Below are 17033 nucleotides of genomic sequence, written 5' to 3'. Positions count from 1 at the left end.
CAACCCACTTTACTGAACGGTAACTTAGACTCCGGCCATGGATGAGACGCCGAGCCGGTTACCCGAGCGGGACCGCCCGTGGGTGATGCGCACGTACGCCGGTCACTCGTCGGCCGTCGCGACCAACGCCCTCTTCCGCCGCAACCTCGCCAAGGGCCAGACCGGCCTCTCGGTCGCCTTCGACCTGCCCACCCAGACGGGGTACGACCCGGACCACGAACTCGCCTCAGGTGAGGTCGGCCGGGTCGGCGTGCCGGTGACCCACCTGGGCGACATGCGGGCGCTCTTCGACGGCATCCCGCTCGCCGAGATGAACACCTCGATGACGATCAACGCCCCGGCGATGTGGCTGCTGGCCCTGTACGGCACGGTCGGCATCGAGCAGGACGCCGAACTGGCCCGCTGCGCCGGCACCACCCAGAACGACATCATCAAGGAGTACCTGTCCCGGGGGACGTACATCTTCCCGCCGGCCGCCTCCCTGCGGCTCACCGCCGACGTGGTGGCGTACACGCTGCGCGAGATGCCCCGGTGGAACCCGGTCAACATCTGCTCGTACCACCTTCAGGAAGCCGGCGCCACGCCCGTGCAGGAGGTCGGTTTCGCCCTGGCCACCGCCGTCGCCGTGCTCGACGCGGTCCGTGACTCCGGTCAGGTGCCGGCCGAGCGGATGGGCGACGTGGTCCAGCGGATCTCGTTCTTCGTCAACTCCGGTGTGCGCTTCGTCGAGGAGATCGCCAAGATGCGCGCGTTCGGCGTGCTCTGGGACGAGATCACCCGGGACCGGTACGGGGTGACCGACGCCCGGCAGCGGCGGTTCCGCTACGGCGTACAGGTCAACTCGCTCGGCCTCACCGAGGCGCAGCCGGAGAACAACATCCAGCGCATCGTGTTGGAGATGCTCGGCGTCACGATGTCCCGCGACGCCCGGGCCCGCGCCGTGCAACTGCCCGCCTGGAACGAGGCGCTCGGCCTGCCCCGCCCCTGGGACCAGCAGTGGTCGCTGCGGATGCAGCAGGTCCTGGCGTACGAGTCGGACCTGCTCGAATACCCCGACCTCTTCGCCGGCTCGCACGTGATGACCGCGCTCGTCGACGAGATCGTCACCGGAGCGCGCGTCGAGCTGGACAAGGTGCTGGAGCTGGGCGGGGTGGTCGCCGCCGTGGAGACCGGCTACCTCAAGAGCGCGCTTGTCGCCTCGCTCGCCGAGCGCCGCCGCCGGATCGAGTCCGGGGCCGACGTGGTGGTCGGCGTCAACAGGTACGCCGAGACCGAACCCTCCCCGCTGACCGTCGCCGGAGCGGAGGCCGTCGAACAGGTCGACCCCGCCGTCGAGGCGGCCGCCGTCGCCTCCGTACGCCAGTGGCGTGCCGGTCGGGACGACGCGGCGGTCGACGCGGCACTGGCCCGGCTCCGCGCGGACGCCGCGACCACCGCCAACCTGATGCCCGCGACCCTTGAGTGCGTGCGGGCCGGGGTGACCACCGGCGAGTGGGCGGGCGCGCTGCGTCAGGTCTTCGGCGAGTACCGCGCGCCCACCGGCCTGGCCGGCGCCACCGGCGGCGGCGGCGACCCCGGCCTCGCGGCCGTGCGCGAGCGCGTCACCGCCACGGCGCGCGAGCTGGGCAGCGGCCGGCTGCGGCTGCTGGTCGGCAAACCCGGCCTGGACGGGCACTCCAACGGCGCGGAACAGATCGCGGTACGCGCCCGCGATGCCGGCTTCGAGGTCATCTACCAGGGCATCAGGCTGACCGCCGGGCAGATCGTGGCAGCCGCCGTCGAGGAGGACGTCGACCTGGTCGGGCTCTCCGTGCTGTCCGGCTCGCACCTGGCCGCCGTACCCGCTGTGCTCGACGGGCTGCGCGCCGCCGGGCGGGCCGACCTGCCGGTGGTGGTGGGCGGCATCATCCCCACCGGAGACGCCGACACCCTGCGGGCAGCCGGGGTGGCCCGGGTCTTCACCCCGAAGGACTTCGCCCTCACCGGCATCATCGACGACCTGGTGACTGTCATCCGGCACGCCAACGACCTGCCCTGACCGTGCCGCTTGTCGAAGCCGGCGGCGGTCGGTCAGCGACCGGCGTACGTGATGCAGTCGGCCATGTCGTTGTCCGGGCCGACCTTGATCGACGACGCGTGGCATTCCAACTGCTCGTTGTGCCGACAGTCGGAACGCTGGCAGGCGCCCACCTGCGCGGTGAGGCCGTCCACGCCGCCGCGGACGGGCGACTCGACGAAGGTGTGGCAGTGCGCGTGGTCCATGCTGCCGATCGTGATCGCGAAGGCGTGGCAGTCACCGCCCTGGTTGTACGCACACGCCGCGACCACACACTCCTGGACCCGGGGCATCTCCATCGCTGTGGTCATGCCGACCTCCTCTAGGCTCTTGCCCCGATCCTAGGCATTTGCCGGTCGCCGAAGACCCGATATGTCCGCTCGCCGATCAGCCCTGGGGCAGCGCTTGGCGGTCCGCTCGCACCGTCCCGGCGGGGTCGTCAGGTTTGGCCGTGATCAACACCGGTTCGTTGATATCGGGGTGTCACGGTGCCGTGGATGCCCCGATATCAGCGAAGTCGTGTCGATCATCGTCCGTACGTTGGCTTCGGTGGGCGCGGAAGGCCGGTCTGGGCGTAGTGTCCGGTCCTGGGGTGTCTGGGGTGTGACCGGGTGCATCCGTGGGCCGGAATCGTGGCCGGCCGGGGGTCGTTACACACCCTGACGATCGCAGGAGCACGGCCCGCCGGCGCGATGGGCGGCCCCGGGAATGGCCCCGGCCCGACGGTCGTTACATCCGGTCCCGGCGCCACGAGCCCCCGCTCGCAGGCCGCCGACCCTGAGACTTTCCCCCTTTGAATCTGCAGCGCCGGACGAGGTGCTCACACCCCCGCCGTGCCGACCCCCGTCGGTCGCGTGGGTGTTCCTACCCCCGAAGGAGCTACCCCTGATGAACACGATCTTCCGTAAGAGCATGCTGTCGGTTGCTGGTCTCGCGTTCGCCGGTGGTGTCTTCGCCGGCCCGATCGCCGCCCACGCCGCCACGCCCGCGATGGACGCCAAGCCGGTCGCGGTCGTGCAGACCAGCGCGCCGAAGCCGCAGGGCGACCAGTCGCACATCACCCTCAACGGTGAGCAGACGGCCAACGCCAAGGCGATCATCGCCGCCACGAAGAAGGCCGGCCTGCCCGAACGCGCCGCGGTCATCTCCATCGCGACGAGCCTGCAGGAGTCGAAGCTCGACAACCTCGGCCACCTCGGCGACGCCAACGACCACGACTCGCTGGGCCTGTTCCAGCAGCGCCCCTCCAGTGGTTGGGGCACCCCCGAGCAGATCACCAACCCGGAGTACTCGACGACCGCGTTCCTCAAGGGCCTGCGTCAGGTCGACGGCTGGCAGGACATGCCCCTGACCGACGCCGCGCAGACCGTCCAGGTCTCCGCCTACCCCGACGCCTACGCCCAGTGGGAGCAGCAGGCCACCGACCTCGTCACCCAGCACTGGAACAGCTGACCCACCGCACGACCCGACCGACTGGCCGGCATCCCGAACCTCGGGTGCCGGCCAGCGGCATGTCCAGCCCTGACCCGCTGACCTGGCCGCTCGGCTCAGACGCGGAAGCCGGCGGCGCGGGCCGCCTCGCGTTCCCGACGGCGTTCTGATCGCCGACGGAGGAACCAGTAGATGAAGACGACCAGGCCCACCAGGAAGGCGAGCACCAGAACCGGCAGGATGATCGCCACCAGGGAGACGATCACGCTTGTCGCGTCCTCGGCGGTGCTGGCGACCGGGGCGCCGAACCCGGCGGTGGTCGCGTTGATCACTGGCCGTGCGGCGGACTTGAGCAGGTGTACGCCGAAGGCGAGCAGGACGCCGGTGGCCACGGGCACCCACTGGTGGGAGGTGAAGAAACTCCCCGGGTCGCTGACGGTCACGGTCTCCGAGGACGACCCGGCGCCGAAGGCGAGGCCGCCGGCGGTGGGCCGGACGACGGTCTGCACGACGTCGTTGATGTGGTCGACCACTGGCACCTTGTCCGCCACCATCTCGACGGCGAGCAGGACGGCCAGGATGACGATGACCCAGCCGTTGCCGAGCCACGTCCAGCCGCTGGGCAGGTCGATGAGGTCGCTGTAGCGGGCGAGCAGACCGAGGATGAGCAGGGGTATGTAGGCGTTCAGGCCCGCTGAGGCGGCGAGACCGGTGCCGGTGAGGACTTCGAACACCGTCTCAGCATCGCACCGACGCGCCAGTGCCGCTCGGTGGTGGTGGCCGGGTGCTCGGCTACCCTCGTCGGGTGCGGTTGGTCATTGCGAAGTGCTCGGTGGACTACGTCGGACGGCTCTCGGCTCACCTGCCGCCGGCCACTCGGCTGTTGATGGTGAAGGCGGACGGGTCGGTGTCCATCCATGCCGACGATCGTGCGTACAAGCCGCTCAACTGGATGAGCCCGCCGTGTCGGCTGGAGGAGGCCCCCGGCGTGTGGCGGGTGGTCAACAAGGCCGGCGAGGAGCTGCGGATCACCCTGGAGGAGGTCTTCCAGGACACCTCGTACGAGCTGGGTGTGGACCCTGGCCTGCGCAAGGACGGGGTCGAGGCGCACCTGCAGGAGTTGCTGGCCGCCAACCCGGGTGTGCTGGGCGAGGGGTACACGTTGGTGCGCCGCGAGTACATGACGGCGATCGGGCCGGTGGATCTGCTGTGCCGGGACGCCAACTCCGGCGCCGTCGCCGTCGAGATCAAGCGGCGTGGGGAGATCGACGGGGTGGAGCAGTTGACCCGCTATCTCGAACTGATGAACCGTGATCCGCTGCTCAGCCCGGTCACCGGGGTCTTCGCGGCTCAGGAGATCAAGCCGCAGGCCCGGGTGCTCGCCGCCGACCGGGGCATCCGCTGCGTGGTCGTCAACTACGACCGGCTGCGCGGCATCGAGAAGGACGAGCTGACCCTCTTCTGACCGAACCCCGGACGGACCCCGGACCCCGGACGGACCCCGGACCCCCGGACGGCTCGCGGCCGGTCACGCCCCGGTTCGCACGGCGATGAGGGACTTGGGCAGGCCGGCCACCCGCTCGATGAGCATCCGCGAGTCGGGGAAGTAGTGGCGCATCTGTGAACGGTCCAGCAGCTCGGTCCAGAGCACCTGGTGGATGGCGGCTTCATGGCTGCGGGTCGGTTTGTGCCCGAGGGGCCAGCGGCGGGCGAGCGCGGTGCGCAGCCGGATCGGCAGGAACTGCATTCCGGGTGCGATCCAGTGCGGCTCGATGGGGAAGTAGCGGTAGGGCGTCTGCACCCAGTGGCGATCGGCAAGTGACCTCGTGGCGGCGGCGAACCGCAGCCGACGTTCGTGCCCGCCGACGTGCTCCAGCACGGAGTTGGAGAAGACCAGGTCGTAGGTGCCGTTGGTGACGTGGGCTGGCAGGTCGCAGGCGTCGGCCTGTTCGACGTGGGCCCATTCCGGCACCGCGGCGGGCGGCTGTTCCAGGTTGACCACTGTCACCCGGGCCGGTCGGACGGTGGCGCGGTGCCAGGTGCCGAGCCGGCCGCCGAGGTCGACGACGTGCATGTCGCCGATGTCGGGGAAGGTGCGCGCCAGCCAGTCCGAACGACGACGCCTCTGCCGGGCGCTCCACGACTGGTCACTGTCGACGAGGCGGTGGCGCAATCGATTGTGGCCCATTTAACGCAATGTACCGCCGCGAGCACGCTGTATAAACATGTGGATGCGCCGATCAGCGTCCAGATCGGCTATCCGACACTCATCTGCCGTACATCATCTTGATGGCCTTGACGAGGCGGGCCATGTCGGTCGGGGTGCGTTCGAAGGTCATCGACGGCAGCAGCGATCGTGCCCGGCGGCGGGTGATGGCCTTGGCGCGGCCGAACTCGCGCAGGCCGTCCTCGCCGTGGATCCGCCCGAAGCCTGAGTCACCGACACCACCGAACGGCAGGGTGGACATCCCGGCGAAGGTCAGAGTCGAGTTGATCGAGGCCATTCCCGAGCGCAGGCGCCGCGCGATGGCCAGCGCCCGCTGCCGGCCGAAGACCGAACCCCCCAGGCCGTACGACAGGGCGTTGGCGCGGGCGACGGCCTCGTCGGCGTCGCGGACCCGGGTGATGGTCAGCGTCGGGCCGAAGGTCTCTTCGCGGACGGCGGCCGACTCCTCCGGGACGTCCACCAGCACGGTCGGATGCACGTACGGGGGTTGCACCGCGTCGGGGCCGCCGAGCACGGCGCGACCGCCGGCGCTGACCGCGGCCTCGATGTGTCGCCGGATCACGTCGATCTGGCCGGGCATGGTGATCGGGCCGATGTCGGTACCCTCCGCGCCGACGGTCAGCCGGCCGGCGCGTGCGACGACCTTGTCGACGAAGGCGTCGAAGACCGGGTCGACGGCGTAGACCCGTTCGATGCCGATGCACGTCTGGCCGGCGTTGGTCATGGCGCCCCAGACGCACGCCTCGGCGGCCGCGTCCAGGTTGGCGTCGCTGTCGACGATCATGGCGTCCTTGCCGCCGCCCTCGATCAGCACCGGGGTCAGCGTCTCGGCGCAGGCGGCCATCACCTTGCGGGCGGTCGCGGTGGAGCCGGTGAAGGCCACCTTGTCGACGCCGGAGCGGCACAGCGCGGCGCCCACGTCCCCGAGGCCGTGCACGGCGGTGAACACCTGCTGCTCGGGCACCACCTCGGCGAAGGTGTCCACAAGCCACTGGCCGACGACCGGCGTGTACTCGCTGGGCTTGAGCACGACGGCGTTGCCGGCGGCCAGGGCGTACGCGGCGGAGCCGATCGGGGTGAAGACCGGATAGTTCCACGGGCCGATCACGCCGACGACGCCGAACGGCTGGTATTCCAGGTGACCGGAGAACTCGGCGAGGATGAGCCGCGACCGGACCCGGCGCGGGCCGAGCACCCGGCCAGCGTTGCGGGCCGCCCAGTCGACGTGCTCGATCGCGGTGACGACCTCGACGATGGCGTCGGGAACCGGCTTGCCGCCCTCGACGTGCATCAGCTCGGCGAGCTGCTCGATCCGCTGGGCGAGTAGCGCGCGCCAGCGCAGCAGCCGTTGCCGGCGGCCGGTGAAGCCCAGGCCGGCCCACCACTCGCTGGCGGCGCGCGCCTGGTCGACGGCCTGGCGCACGGCGGCCTCGGTGGCGACGGGAAGGCGGCCGGCTTCGATGCCGGTGGCCGGACTGGTGGAAACCAGCTCGTCCGCCTCGATGCGAGGGGTGCCGGGGGCGTGCACAGCCGTCATGGCGGAAGTCTAGACCCGAAGATTACTCACCGGTAGGCCGCGATTTCGGCCCGCCGGGACGGGAGTCGCGGTGACCCGCCCACTCGTTGATCAGTGCAGGTCAGACACCGGGTGCCGGGGGTCGGCCGCCCGAACCGTCGAACGGTGGGTGGCCGGGAGGTGGCGAGGAGGTGACCGGCCGGTCGGTATTGACGATTACCGTCTGATGGCAGGCTGACGCGCGGAGTAACGGTGTGGGGTGGAGGGCTGACTGTCCATGGAGGAACATCCGGAACTGCTGCCGTTGTTGACGGTCGCCGGTGGGCCGATGCGCGGAGCGAGCTTTCGCTTACGGGTCGACCCGCAGGTGATCGGTCGAGCGCCGAGCGGGCACGTGGTCATCAACGATCCGCACCTGAGTCGCCGGCACGCCGAGGTGTGGCTGGCCCCGGAGGGTGCATCGCTGCGTGACCTGGGCTCGACAAACGGCACCTGGCTCAACGACCGCCGGATCACCGAGGTGGAGCGCCTCTCCGACGGTGACGTGATCCGGCTCGGCCGCACCGAGCTGCGCCTGTTCGATCCGGGGGTCGCGCACACGGATCCGGTCGGGCTCAGCTTCGGCCCGTCCCGGCGGGACGTCCGACCGACACTGCCACTGCCGCTGGCCACGCCGCCGACCGCCCGCCGCTGACCGCCGGGCCCGCCGGGCCCGCCGGGACCGACGGAGCCGACGGAGTCGCCGGAGCTGCCGGAGCCGGCGGGACCGACAGAGCCGTCGGAGCCGGCGGGACCGCCGGGAACGGTGGCGTCGGCCACACCGGGCGGCGTCGCCGGGTGGCTGGCAGGCACCTGGACCGGCGGAGAGCGGCGTGGCAGCATGCCGCGGATGGAGAGCGAGCGGCGGGTCGTGACGGCGAACGGCACCACCCAGGCGGTACGGGTGGCCGGCCCGCCGGACGGCACTCCGGTGCTGCTGATCCACGGCAACTGCTCCTCCTCGCTGTTCTGGGAACCGCTGCTTCGGCGGCTGCCGCCGACGCTGCGCGTCGTGGCCCCCGACCTGCGGGGGTACGGCGACTCCGCCACCGCTCCGGTGAACGCCACGCGGGGCCTGCGGGACTTCGCCGACGACGTCGCCGCCCTACTTGACGACCCGACGCTCTTCCCCACCGCAGGCAGCGCCACCGCCGCCAGGGGCAGCGCCACCGCCGGCAGTGCCGCCACCGCCGGCACCGCCGGCACCGCAAGCGGCGGTGGCAGCGATACCGGCAGCGGCCTGCCCGTGGTGGTCGGGCACTCCCTCGGCGGGGGAGTGGCGATGCAGTTGCTCGTCGACCATCCGCACCGAGTGGGCGCGCTGCTGTTGGCCGCGCCGGTGTCGCCGTACGGCTTCGGTGGCACGCGTGACCTGACAGGTACGCCGACCACGCCCGACTTCGCCGGTACCGGCGCGGGCACGGCCAACGCGGACTTCGTCGCGCGGCTCGCCGCCGGTGACCGTGGCGTCGACGCGCCGGCCAGCCCGCGCGCCGTGCTGCGGGCCACCTACGTGGCCGATCCCGCCGCGCTGGGCGTCGACGAGGAGTTGCTGTTGGACAGTCTGCTGTCCACGGCGACCGGCGAGGACAACTATCCCGGCACGGCGGTGCCGTCGGCGAACTGGCCGGGTACCGCGCCGGGGGAGCGGGGCGTGCTCAACGCGCTCGCCCCGACCTGGTTCCGGATCGCCGACGACCTGGTGGCCGTCGCCCACAAGCCGCCGGTCACCTGGGTACGCGGGGACGCCGACGTGATCGTCTCGGACACGTCGCTGTTCGACCTGGCGTACCTGGGTTCGCTTGGTGTCGTGCCCGGCTGGCCGGGGGAGGAGTCCTGCCCGCCGCAGCCGATGGTCGGCCAGACCCGTGCGGTGCTGGAGCGGTACGTGGCGGCGGGCGGCGGCGCGTACCGCGAGGTGGTGTTGCCCGGCTGCGGGCACAGCCCGCACCTGGAACGCCCGGCGGAGTTCGTCGCGGAGCTGCTGGCGCTGACCGGCGTGCCGGCCGTCTAGCGACCCCACGTCGTGGGCGGTGAAATATGCCACGGCGTCTCGACAACCAAGCGTCACGTGGCAGACTCGCGCGCATAACCTTAGCGGCCGTTCAGTGGCCGTGCGGAGTGTCTGGGGAGGCCGGTCGTGGCGCGCGAGTTCAGCACCGTGGGCGTGGTGGGGCTGGGCACCATGGGTGCCGGCATCGTCGAGGTCTTCGCCCGCAACGGCATCGACGTGCTCGCGGTCGAGATCTCCGAGTCGGCGCTGGAGCGCGGCCGGGCCACCCTCACCGGCTCCACCGATCGCGCGGTGGCCAAGGGCAAGCTCGCCGAGGCGGACCGGGACGCCCTGCACGAGCGGGTGCGCTTCGCGGTGGGGCTGGACGCCCTGCACTCCGTGGACCTGGTGATCGAGGCGGTGCCCGAGCACCTGGACCTCAAGCAGCGGATCTTCGCGGAGCTGGACCGGGTCTGCCGGCCGGACACCATCCTCGCCACCAACACCTCGTCGTTGAGCGTCACCGAGATATCGGTCGCCACCACCCGGCCCAACCAGGTGATCGGCATCCACTTCTTCAACCCCGCGCCGGTGATGAAGCTGGTCGAGGTGGTCCGTACGGTCGTCACCGCGCCCGAGGTGGTCGCCGACGTCGAGGCGCTGTGCGCCCGGCTCGGCAAGGTCGACGTCACCATCAACGACCGGGCCGGCTTCATCGCCAACGCGCTGCTCTTCGGCTACCTCAACCACGCGGTCGCCATGGTCGAGTCGCACTACGCGACCCGGGAGGACATCGACGCGGCGATGAAGCTCGGCTGCGGCCTGCCGATGGGCCCGCTGGCGCTGATGGACCTGATCGGCCTGGACACGGCGTACGAGATCCTGGACACGATGTACCGGCGCGGCGGGCGGGACCGCCGGCACGCCCCCGTGCCCCTGCTCAAGCAGATGGTGACGGCGGGGCTGCTCGGTCGGAAGTCCGGTAGGGGTTTCTACACCTACCAGCGGCCGGGCTCCCCTGTCGTCGTACCGGATGAGGCGACGCCGCCGGCCGCGGAGGCCGCGCTCGCCGACGGCGACCGCGCCATCACCAAGGTCGGCGTGGTGGGTTCCGGGACGATGGCCACCGGGATCATCGAGGTGTTCGCGAAGGCCGGGTACGAGGTCGTCTCGGTGACCCGGGGCGCGGAGAAGTCCACGGCCGTCTGCGAGGCGGTGAAGACCTCGCTGAACAAGGGCGTGGTGCGCGGCAAGCTCGCCGAGGCCGACCGGGACGCCGCGCTCGGCCGGATCAGCTGGTCGGCCACGCTCGACCACCTCGCCGACGTCGACCTGGTGGTCGAGGCGGTCGTCGAGGAGTTGAGCGTGAAGAAGGCGCTCTTCGCCAGCCTCGACGAGATCTGCAAGCCGGGCGTGGTGCTGGCCACCACCACCTCGTCCCTGCCGGTGATCGACGTGGCGATGGCCACCCACCGGCCGGCCGACGTGGTGGGTCTGCACTTCTTCAACCCGGCGCCGATCATGCCGCTTGTCGAGGTCGTCCGGACCATCCGCACCTCACCGGAGGCCACCGCCACCGCCCGCGCGGTCTGCGCCGCGCTGGGCAAGACAGGTGTGGTCTGCGGCGACCGGTCCGGGTTCATCGTCAACGCGCTGCTCTTCCCGTACCTGAACGACGCGGTGAGGATGCTTGAGGCCAGCTACTCCACTGCCGACGACATCGACCACGCCATGAAGCTGGGCTGCGGCTACCCGATGGGCCCCTTCGAGCTGCTCGACGTGGTGGGGCTGGACGTCGCGCTGGCCATCCAGCGGGAGCTGTACCTGGAGCTGCGCGAGCCGGGCTTCGCGCCCGCGCCGCTGCTGGAGCACCTGGTGACCGCCGGCTACCTGGGCCGCAAGACCCGCCGCGGTTTCCGCGACCACTCGCACCGCTGACCGGGTCAACGCCGGACGGTCCCTACCGCGTCTACAGGATGTGACCTTCGAGGAGTACGTCGGCAGTCGAGGCCCGGCCCTGTACCGGCTGGCCCGACTGCTCACCGGTGACGAGCACCGGGCCGAGGACCTCACCCAGGAGGTGTTGTCCCAGGCGTACGTGCACTGGCGTCGGATCTCCCGCGCCGACCGCCCCGACGTGTACGTGCGACGGATGCTCGTCAACGCCAACAACTCCTGGTGGCGACGCCGCTCGAACCGGGAAGTGGTCATCGACGCCGTCGTCGACGGGCCGCACCGGGGCGACGTCGGCGGCGAGGCGGCCGACCGGGACGAGATGTGGCGGCTGATCATCGGCCTGCCCGACCGTCAGCGGGCGGTGCTGGTGCTGCGCTACTACGAGGACCTCGACGACGCGACGATCGCGCAGATCCTGAACTGCTCGCCGGTCACCGTCCGCACCCACGCCATGCGGGCCCTCGCCAACCTCCGGGAGCGCTGCGGCGTTCCGACGACGAACGGGAGCCGACAGTGACCGACCTCGACCAGCGGATCAACCAGACGCTGCGCGAGCGCGCCGAGGGCAGCGTGGACACCGACCGGCTGCTGGCCGCCGCCGTGGTGCGGGGACGCGGTCGGGTACGCCGTCGGCGTACCGTCGCCGGTCTCGCGCTCGGTGTGGTGGCGGTCCTCGGCCTGGGCGTGGTGACGGACCCGGCGGGCCTGGTCGACTCCGGCCCGGACGTGACGCCCGGCCCCGGTCTGCCGGCGGATGCCGTGGTGGCCGTGGTGCCGCCGCGCGCCGACGGCGTGCCGGGCGCGGCCGCCCAACCCGATCTGCTCGGCGCCGATCCGCAGTTGCTGCACTTCGGGTTCTCCTCGGACGGGTTCCGCTACCTGTCCTGGTCGGTGCAGAGCGGCGTGGAGATGGCGCGGCTCGACGTCGACGGGCACACGGTCACCCTGGAGCTCTCCGCGTCCCCCGAGGCGCTGCCCATGCGCGCCCCCGGGCTGCCGGCGCTGGTGCCGGAGCTGATCACGGAGGGCGTCTTCGACGGGTCGGTGTCGCACGCCCCGGGGCCCTACGGCGTCACGGTCTGGCTGCGGCACTGGCAACCGGCCCCCGGGGTGTACGCCCGGGCCACCGCCATCGCCGACGGCGAGCGGGAGTTGCTCGAGGTGGCCGGCGCGTTGCGGCTCGACCAGGCGCGCCGCTGCGGTGGGCCGCTGCGACTCACGACGCTGCCGGCGGGAGCCGAGGTGACCAGGTGCGAGGTGACTGTGGCGCCGTTCCCGGCCGCGTTCGGCGTGGTGCTGATGGTCACCCGAGGTGCCGAGGCGCACGTCACCGTCGAGGTGCAGTATGCGGTCGGCATCGCCGGGAACCGCACCGAGGGAAACCGGACGATCGGCGGGAGACCCGCCTACCGCGACCCTCTGGGCGTGCTCGAACTCCTCGGCTTCCCCAAGGCTCACCTGACCGCCAACCTCGGTTTTCCGAGCCGGGGGTTCACCGAGGAGGACGCGGTCACGATCCTGGGCGGGGCGCAGGTGGCCGAGCACCTGGACCGGCCCACGACCTGGTGACCGCCCCGGGCCGTCCCGCGCGGCGGACCGTACGCTTGGTGACTGTGAGCCCCCGTCGCAACCGCCCTCGTCGGGACGAGAACGCCAACCTGGACGCCGACCGGGCCCGGCAGGGCGTCGCCTCGGTGCAGCAGTGGACCGACGGCGCCTGGCAGGTACGCGGCATCGGAGCGGGGGCCTCGGTCAAGACGTACCGCTGCCCCGGTTGTGACCAGGAGATCCGACCCGGGGTGGCGCACCTCGTGGCCTGGCCCGCCGACGGCCTGGGTGACCTGACCGACCGCCGGCACTGGCACAGCGGCTGCTGGCGTGCCCGGGAGCGGCGCGGCCCGGCGGTGCAGCGCGGCCGGGGCACGCCGCGCTACTGAGCGACCTGGATCACCCTGTTCGTGCCTGGGCGGGCGGTCGCGGCGAGTTCGCGACAGACTTGTGCGGTGAGCACAGCGATCCGCGCGTCGTCGATCCTGCCCGGCCGCCGGGAGGACATCGAGCTGCACACCGCCGACGGTCTACGGCTGGTCGGCGAGCTGGCCCTGCCGGCCGACCGGCCGCCGGTGGCCACCCTCGTCTGCCTGCACCCGCTGCCCACCCACGGCGGAATGATGGACAGCCACGTGTTCCGCAAGGCGGCGTGGCGGCTGCCCGCGCTTGCCGACCTGGCCGTGCTCCGGTTCAACACCCGGGGCACCAGCAGTGTGCGGGGCACCAGCGAGGGTGCGTTCGACGGCGCGGTGGGCGAGCGCTACGACGTGGCCGCCGCCATCGAGTACGCGGAGTTCGCCGAACTGCCCAACATCTGGCTCGTCGGCTGGTCGTTCGGCACCGACCTAGCCCTGAAGTACGGCTGCGACCCGACGATCGCCGGGGCCATCCTGCTCTCCCCGCCGCTGCGCTTCTCCGCCCCGGAGGACCTGGCCACCTGGGCCGCCTCGGGTCGACCGCTGACGGCGCTGGTGCCGGAGTTCGACGACTACCTGCGCCCGGACGAGGCGCGGGAGCGGTTCGCCGCGGTGCCGCAGGCCGAGGTGGTCGGGGTGCCCGGCGCGAAGCACCTCTGGGTCGGCGACGCGGAGACGGTGCTCGACGAGATCGTCAAGCGGGTCAACCCGGCGGTCGAGGTGCCGCTGCCGACGACCTGGGACGGGCCGATGGAGGCCGGCGACGTCAGCGCGTACGCCGACCGGACGGTGGCCGCCTTCGCGGACACGCCCGTCCCCGGGCCGGCCGACTGACGCTCAGCTCCTCTCCTGCCGGGGGAGCACCACCTCACGCAGGATCAGTTGCAGCGCGGCCACCGTGGGGATGGCGATCAGCGCGCCCACCACGCCGAGCAGCGCCACCCCGAGCAGTGCGGCCAGCAGTGCGGCGACCTCGTTGACCTCCACCGAACGCCGCATCACCTTCGGGTAGATGAGGTAGTTCTCGACCTGCTGGTAGATCAGGAAGAAGACCGCGCAGGCGATGCCTGTGGGCAGGCCGGCGGCGAAGCCGACCAGGCTCACGATCACCGCGCCGAGGGTCGCGCCGATCTGCGGGATCAGGTCGGTCACCGCGACGACCACGGCAAGCGCGAACGGGTACGGCAGTCCCACGATCAGCGCGAACACGAACGTGGTCGCGCCGGCCAGCACGGCGATGCTCAGCGCGCCGACCATGTAGGCGCCCACCTTTGCCAGGATCTCGTCGCCGATCAGCTGCACACGCTCCCGCCGCGACCGGGGCACCAACGAGTAGCCAAGCGACCGCAGCTTGTTGAAGTAGGCAAGGAAGTAGATCGTCAGCACCAGCACCGTCAACGTCCGGAACACCGTGCCGAAGATCAGTTGAGCGCCGCCGAGTACCCCGCCGAGCGCCCGGCCGATGGTGTTCGCGTTGGCCGCGCCCTGCACCCGCTCCACCACGTCGTACCGCTCCACCAGGTCGTTGACCGTCGGATTGCGGCGCAACTCGTCGAGCAGACTCGGGATCTGGTCGATGAACTGCCCCGACTGCGTGACGATCGGCGGGACCAGCGCCACGATGCCGCCGCAGAGCAGCAGCACCACGGTCAACGCCACCACAGTCACCCCCAGGCCGTGGGGCACACCCCAGGTGCGCAACCGCACCACCGCCGGGTTGAGGCCCACCGCGAGGAAGAGCGCGATCACCACCAGCACCAGGATGCCGCCGGCATTGCGAATCCCCAGATAGAGGGTGTACGCCAGCAGCACGCCAAGCGCGCCCGTGAAGCCGATCAGGAAGCTGCTGCGGCGCAGGGGACGCCCAGGCGTGCCGAACTTCCCCGACGGCACGGCAGGTGGCTCCTCGGGGTCGATTCCCGGGGCGGGGACCGGCACCGCCGGTGGAGTCTCCGCCGACGTCGACGTCTGCCCTGGTGGGGGACTCGGGGTCGCGTCCGGGTCGTCGGCCGACGGGTCGTGCTGTGGCACCAGGGGCCTCCCGGCTCAGGCGGTACGACGACTGGCGACGGCCACGAACGCCCGCCACGCGACAGGCGCGAACACCAACACCGGGCCGGACGGATCCTTGCTGTCCCGCACCCCCACCACCCCGGGCAGATTGTCCGCCACCTCGACGCACTCACCATTGCCGCTACGGGTGGACGTACGCCACTGAGCGCCGGTCAGGTCCATGACGTGACCACTTCCTTCATCAGCTCGATCGACTGCTGGCGGGGCAACGCACTGTTTCTGATCATCTCCCAGCGCGTCAGCAGCGTAGCCACCTCGTGGTCGCTGTCGACCACAAGGCCGTCAATCTGGTGTTCCATGTGCCCTACCCAGCCCCCGTCCGCGCCTCGGGCGAGATTGAACGGGCCCGACAGGCCGACATGCAACCCGCCTCCGGCCGGCACGATGTGCAGACTGACGTGCGGCCGTGCCAGGCTGGCGACCAGATGGCTGATCTGCTCGACCATCAGCCCTCGGACCTCCTCGCCGGCACGCCGCAGCACCAACTCGTCGACGACCGCGACGAACTGCGGCGGCTCTGGCTGAGCCAACAGCGACTGTCGGTCCAGGCGGGCGTGGACTCGTCGTTCCACCTCGTCGTCGCTCAACAGGTCGTCGCAGCGGATCACCGCGCGGGCGTAGTTCTCGGTCTGGAGCAGGCCGGGGATCAGCGTGGGTTGGAAGCAGCGCAGTTGGCGGGCGCTGCGCTCGGCGTCCAGCCAGGGCCGGAACCAGCTCGGTTGGCCGTCCCGCTCGGCGAGCTTGAGCAAGTGGACGAGTAGGCCGCCGGTGGTCAGCACCTCGTCGGCGCGGGCCAGGAAGAGCCGGTCCAGCGGGCGTTGGCCCAGCTCCAGCGCGGACACCATCGAGCCGGAGTAGTGCACCAGCCGACCGAAGTCCTCCTGGCTCATCCCGGCGCCGATCCGCAGTCGACGCAGTTGCGCCCGGATCATGTCGGCCGTCGGCGCGGCGTCGCCTTCCACAGTGCCTCCGCAGGTCGAGGGTCGTCTCCACCGGCCGACCCGGCGGGGCCTGCCGTTCCCGCAGTCACCCCACCGGACGCGGCGATGCCTTCCGACCGTAGTCGTGTTCTCAGCAGACTGTCACGTACCGGATCGTCCCGGACCGGTTCGGTTTCCACCGTCCGGGCCTGCCGTCGCACGGCGGCCGGCCCGGGCCCCAGTCGAGGAGGCAACCCCATGTCCACGTCTCGCCCCGCCGGCCGGTCGTTGCCCGTCACCATGGCCACGGCGTCGCGGCCGTCCACCGGCTGCACACCGTCGGATCCGACCTCGGGCGGCGGGGCGCGTACCCCGGTGTCGGGGCCGTCCGCCGGTCGCAGGCCGCCGGATCCCCGATCAGGCGGCCAAGCACGTACGCCGGTGTCGGGGCCGTCCGCCGGTCGCAGGCCGCCGGGTCCGACCTCGGGTGGCGGGGCGCCCACCCCGGTGTCGGGGTTGCCGCAGCCGCGGCTCGGGCCGTACCCCATGTTCCCGCGACCCTGCGGCACGCGGACGCCGCACACCCCGCTGCGACCGATGTGGTGCTGCCGGGCCGACGGCCTACCCTGGCCCTGCGCGGACGCCCGGCTGCTGCTCAAGGCGGAGTTCGACGAGGATCCGGCCGCGTTGACCATCTACCTCGCAGGGCTGTACCACGAGGCGGCGCACGACCTGTACCAGCTCAATCCCTACGACGGGCCGGCGCCCAGGGAGCTGTTCGAACGCTTCGTGGCCTGGGGCCCGTTCCGCCGCCCGATCCTCGACCCAAGCCCCGAAGACCGGGCTTGACCCACT

Annotated in this window: 18 protein-coding genes; 11 read left to right on the top strand and 7 right to left on the bottom strand. The window is 71.5% G+C overall.

The window, feature by feature from the left end:
* The first annotated feature begins 37 nt into the window (after positions 1–37).
* On the top strand, positions 38–2038 hold the full coding sequence (locus tag OOJ91_RS15630) for a protein meaA (protein ID WP_266245702.1): 2001 nt from the start codon (positions 38–40) through the stop codon (positions 2036–2038).
* Between the two features lie 32 nt (positions 2039–2070).
* Here the strand turns inward: OOJ91_RS15630 and OOJ91_RS15625 are convergent, their stop codons facing one another.
* Positions 2071–2367, bottom strand: a complete 297-nt coding sequence (locus OOJ91_RS15625; protein ID WP_266245701.1) for a DUF1540 domain-containing protein — start codon at positions 2365–2367, stop codon at positions 2071–2073.
* A 577-nt stretch (positions 2368–2944) separates the two neighbouring features.
* Between OOJ91_RS15625 and OOJ91_RS15620 the strand changes: the two genes are divergently transcribed.
* The gene (locus OOJ91_RS15620) at positions 2945–3508 is read left to right on the top strand and encodes a hypothetical protein (protein ID WP_266245700.1); all 564 of its coding nucleotides are present in this window, start codon (positions 2945–2947) and stop codon (positions 3506–3508) included.
* Positions 3509–3603: 95 nt separating this feature from the next.
* On the opposite strand, the gene OOJ91_RS15615 is transcribed toward OOJ91_RS15620, so the two are convergent.
* Positions 3604–4221, bottom strand: a complete 618-nt coding sequence (locus OOJ91_RS15615) for a DUF4126 domain-containing protein (RefSeq protein ID WP_266245699.1) — start codon at positions 4219–4221, stop codon at positions 3604–3606.
* A gap of 71 nt (positions 4222–4292) precedes the next feature.
* Here OOJ91_RS15615 and nucS point away from each other — a divergent pair, with 71 nt between their 5' ends.
* Complete coding sequence (gene nucS / locus OOJ91_RS15610; RefSeq protein ID WP_039908963.1) at positions 4293–4952, top strand: endonuclease NucS; 660 nt, start codon at positions 4293–4295, stop codon at positions 4950–4952.
* A gap of 63 nt (positions 4953–5015) precedes the next feature.
* On the opposite strand, the gene OOJ91_RS15605 is transcribed toward nucS, so the two are convergent.
* Both OOJ91_RS15605 and OOJ91_RS15600 read right to left on the bottom strand, forming a co-directional pair.
* Complete coding sequence (locus OOJ91_RS15605; protein WP_266245698.1) at positions 5016–5675, bottom strand: SAM-dependent methyltransferase; 660 nt, start codon at positions 5673–5675, stop codon at positions 5016–5018.
* Between the two features lie 79 nt (positions 5676–5754).
* Positions 5755–7251: an aldehyde dehydrogenase family protein gene (locus OOJ91_RS15600; RefSeq protein ID WP_266245696.1), complete on the bottom strand. Its 1497-nt coding sequence runs from the start codon at positions 7249–7251 to the stop codon at positions 5755–5757.
* A gap of 256 nt (positions 7252–7507) precedes the next feature.
* On the opposite strand from OOJ91_RS15600, the gene OOJ91_RS15595 reads away from it, so the two are divergent.
* The 7 genes from OOJ91_RS15595 (at position 7508) to OOJ91_RS15565 (ending at position 14019) form a co-directional block, all read left to right on the top strand.
* Positions 7508–7924, top strand: a complete 417-nt coding sequence (locus OOJ91_RS15595; protein ID WP_266245694.1) for an FHA domain-containing protein — start codon at positions 7508–7510, stop codon at positions 7922–7924.
* Between the two features lie 195 nt (positions 7925–8119).
* Positions 8120–9283, top strand: a complete 1164-nt coding sequence (locus OOJ91_RS15590) for an alpha/beta fold hydrolase (protein ID WP_439117071.1) — start codon at positions 8120–8122, stop codon at positions 9281–9283.
* A 126-nt stretch (positions 9284–9409) separates the two neighbouring features.
* Positions 9410–11200, top strand: a complete 1791-nt coding sequence (locus OOJ91_RS15585; RefSeq protein ID WP_266245691.1) for a 3-hydroxyacyl-CoA dehydrogenase family protein — start codon at positions 9410–9412, stop codon at positions 11198–11200.
* Positions 11201–11240: 40 nt separating this feature from the next.
* Positions 11241–11735 carry a SigE family RNA polymerase sigma factor gene (locus OOJ91_RS15580; RefSeq protein ID WP_266245690.1) on the top strand — a complete coding sequence of 165 codons (495 nt, stop codon included), beginning with the start codon at positions 11241–11243 and terminating at the stop codon, positions 11733–11735.
* Positions 11732–12787: a hypothetical protein gene (locus OOJ91_RS15575; RefSeq protein WP_266245689.1), complete on the top strand. Its 1056-nt coding sequence runs from the start codon at positions 11732–11734 to the stop codon at positions 12785–12787. Before OOJ91_RS15580 ends, OOJ91_RS15575 begins: the two co-directional genes overlap by 4 nt.
* Before the next feature lie 38 nt (positions 12788–12825).
* Entirely contained in the window at positions 12826–13155 is a 330-nt protein-coding gene (locus OOJ91_RS15570; protein WP_039908962.1) for a hypothetical protein, read from the top strand.
* Positions 13156–13221: 66 nt separating this feature from the next.
* Complete coding sequence (locus OOJ91_RS15565; RefSeq protein WP_266245688.1) at positions 13222–14019, top strand: alpha/beta hydrolase; 798 nt, start codon at positions 13222–13224, stop codon at positions 14017–14019.
* A 3-nt stretch (positions 14020–14022) separates the two neighbouring features.
* On the opposite strand, the gene OOJ91_RS15560 is transcribed toward OOJ91_RS15565, so the two are convergent.
* The 3 genes from OOJ91_RS15560 to OOJ91_RS15550 all read right to left on the bottom strand — a co-directional run bounded on the left by OOJ91_RS15560 (position 14023) and on the right by OOJ91_RS15550 (position 16190).
* Complete coding sequence (locus OOJ91_RS15560; protein ID WP_439117114.1) at positions 14023–15123, bottom strand: AI-2E family transporter; 1101 nt, start codon at positions 15121–15123, stop codon at positions 14023–14025.
* Positions 15124–15231: 108 nt separating this feature from the next.
* Positions 15232–15420, bottom strand: a complete 189-nt coding sequence (locus tag OOJ91_RS15555) for a DUF397 domain-containing protein (protein ID WP_266245687.1) — start codon at positions 15418–15420, stop codon at positions 15232–15234.
* Positions 15411–16190, bottom strand: coding sequence for a helix-turn-helix domain-containing protein (locus OOJ91_RS15550; RefSeq protein ID WP_439117113.1), 780 nt, complete (start codon positions 16188–16190; stop codon positions 15411–15413). Before OOJ91_RS15550 ends, OOJ91_RS15555 begins: the two co-directional genes overlap by 10 nt.
* 534 nt (positions 16191–16724) lie before the next feature.
* Between OOJ91_RS15550 and OOJ91_RS15545 the strand changes: the two genes are divergently transcribed.
* Complete coding sequence (locus OOJ91_RS15545; protein ID WP_266245685.1) at positions 16725–17027, top strand: hypothetical protein; 303 nt, start codon at positions 16725–16727, stop codon at positions 17025–17027.
* Positions 17028–17033 lie beyond the last annotated feature (6 nt).

The sequence above is a fragment of the Micromonospora lupini genome, assembly GCF_026342015.1.
In the GTDB taxonomy this organism is placed as follows: Bacteria; Actinomycetota; Actinomycetes; order Mycobacteriales; family Micromonosporaceae; genus Micromonospora; species Micromonospora lupini_B.
The sequence above is the reverse complement of the archived record's forward strand: the minus strand, read 5'-3'. Positions and strand labels throughout refer to the sequence as shown.

Excerpts from the sequence above, each read along its gene's own strand:
- OOJ91_RS15630 (WP_266245702.1), top strand. The coding sequence starts at position 38 with ATGGATGAGACGCCGAGCCGGTTACCCGAGCGGGACCGCCCGTGGGTG.
- OOJ91_RS15625 (WP_266245701.1), bottom strand. The coding sequence starts at position 2,367 with ATGACCACAGCGATGGAGATGCCCCGGGTCCAGGAGTGTGTGGTCGCG.
- OOJ91_RS15620 (WP_266245700.1), top strand. The coding sequence starts at position 2,945 with ATGAACACGATCTTCCGTAAGAGCATGCTGTCGGTTGCTGGTCTCGCG.
- OOJ91_RS15605 (WP_266245698.1), bottom strand. The coding sequence starts at position 5,675 with ATGGGCCACAATCGATTGCGCCACCGCCTCGTCGACAGTGACCAGTCG.
- OOJ91_RS15600 (WP_266245696.1), bottom strand. The coding sequence starts at position 7,251 with ATGACGGCTGTGCACGCCCCCGGCACCCCTCGCATCGAGGCGGACGAG.
- OOJ91_RS15595 (WP_266245694.1), top strand. The coding sequence starts at position 7,508 with ATGGAGGAACATCCGGAACTGCTGCCGTTGTTGACGGTCGCCGGTGGG.
- OOJ91_RS15590 (WP_439117071.1), top strand. The coding sequence starts at position 8,120 with ATGGAGAGCGAGCGGCGGGTCGTGACGGCGAACGGCACCACCCAGGCG.
- OOJ91_RS15555 (WP_266245687.1), bottom strand. The coding sequence starts at position 15,420 with ATGGACCTGACCGGCGCTCAGTGGCGTACGTCCACCCGTAGCGGCAAT.
- OOJ91_RS15550 (WP_439117113.1), bottom strand. The coding sequence starts at position 16,190 with ATGATCCGGGCGCAACTGCGTCGACTGCGGATCGGCGCCGGGATGAGC.
- OOJ91_RS15545 (WP_266245685.1), top strand. The coding sequence starts at position 16,725 with ATGTTCCCGCGACCCTGCGGCACGCGGACGCCGCACACCCCGCTGCGA.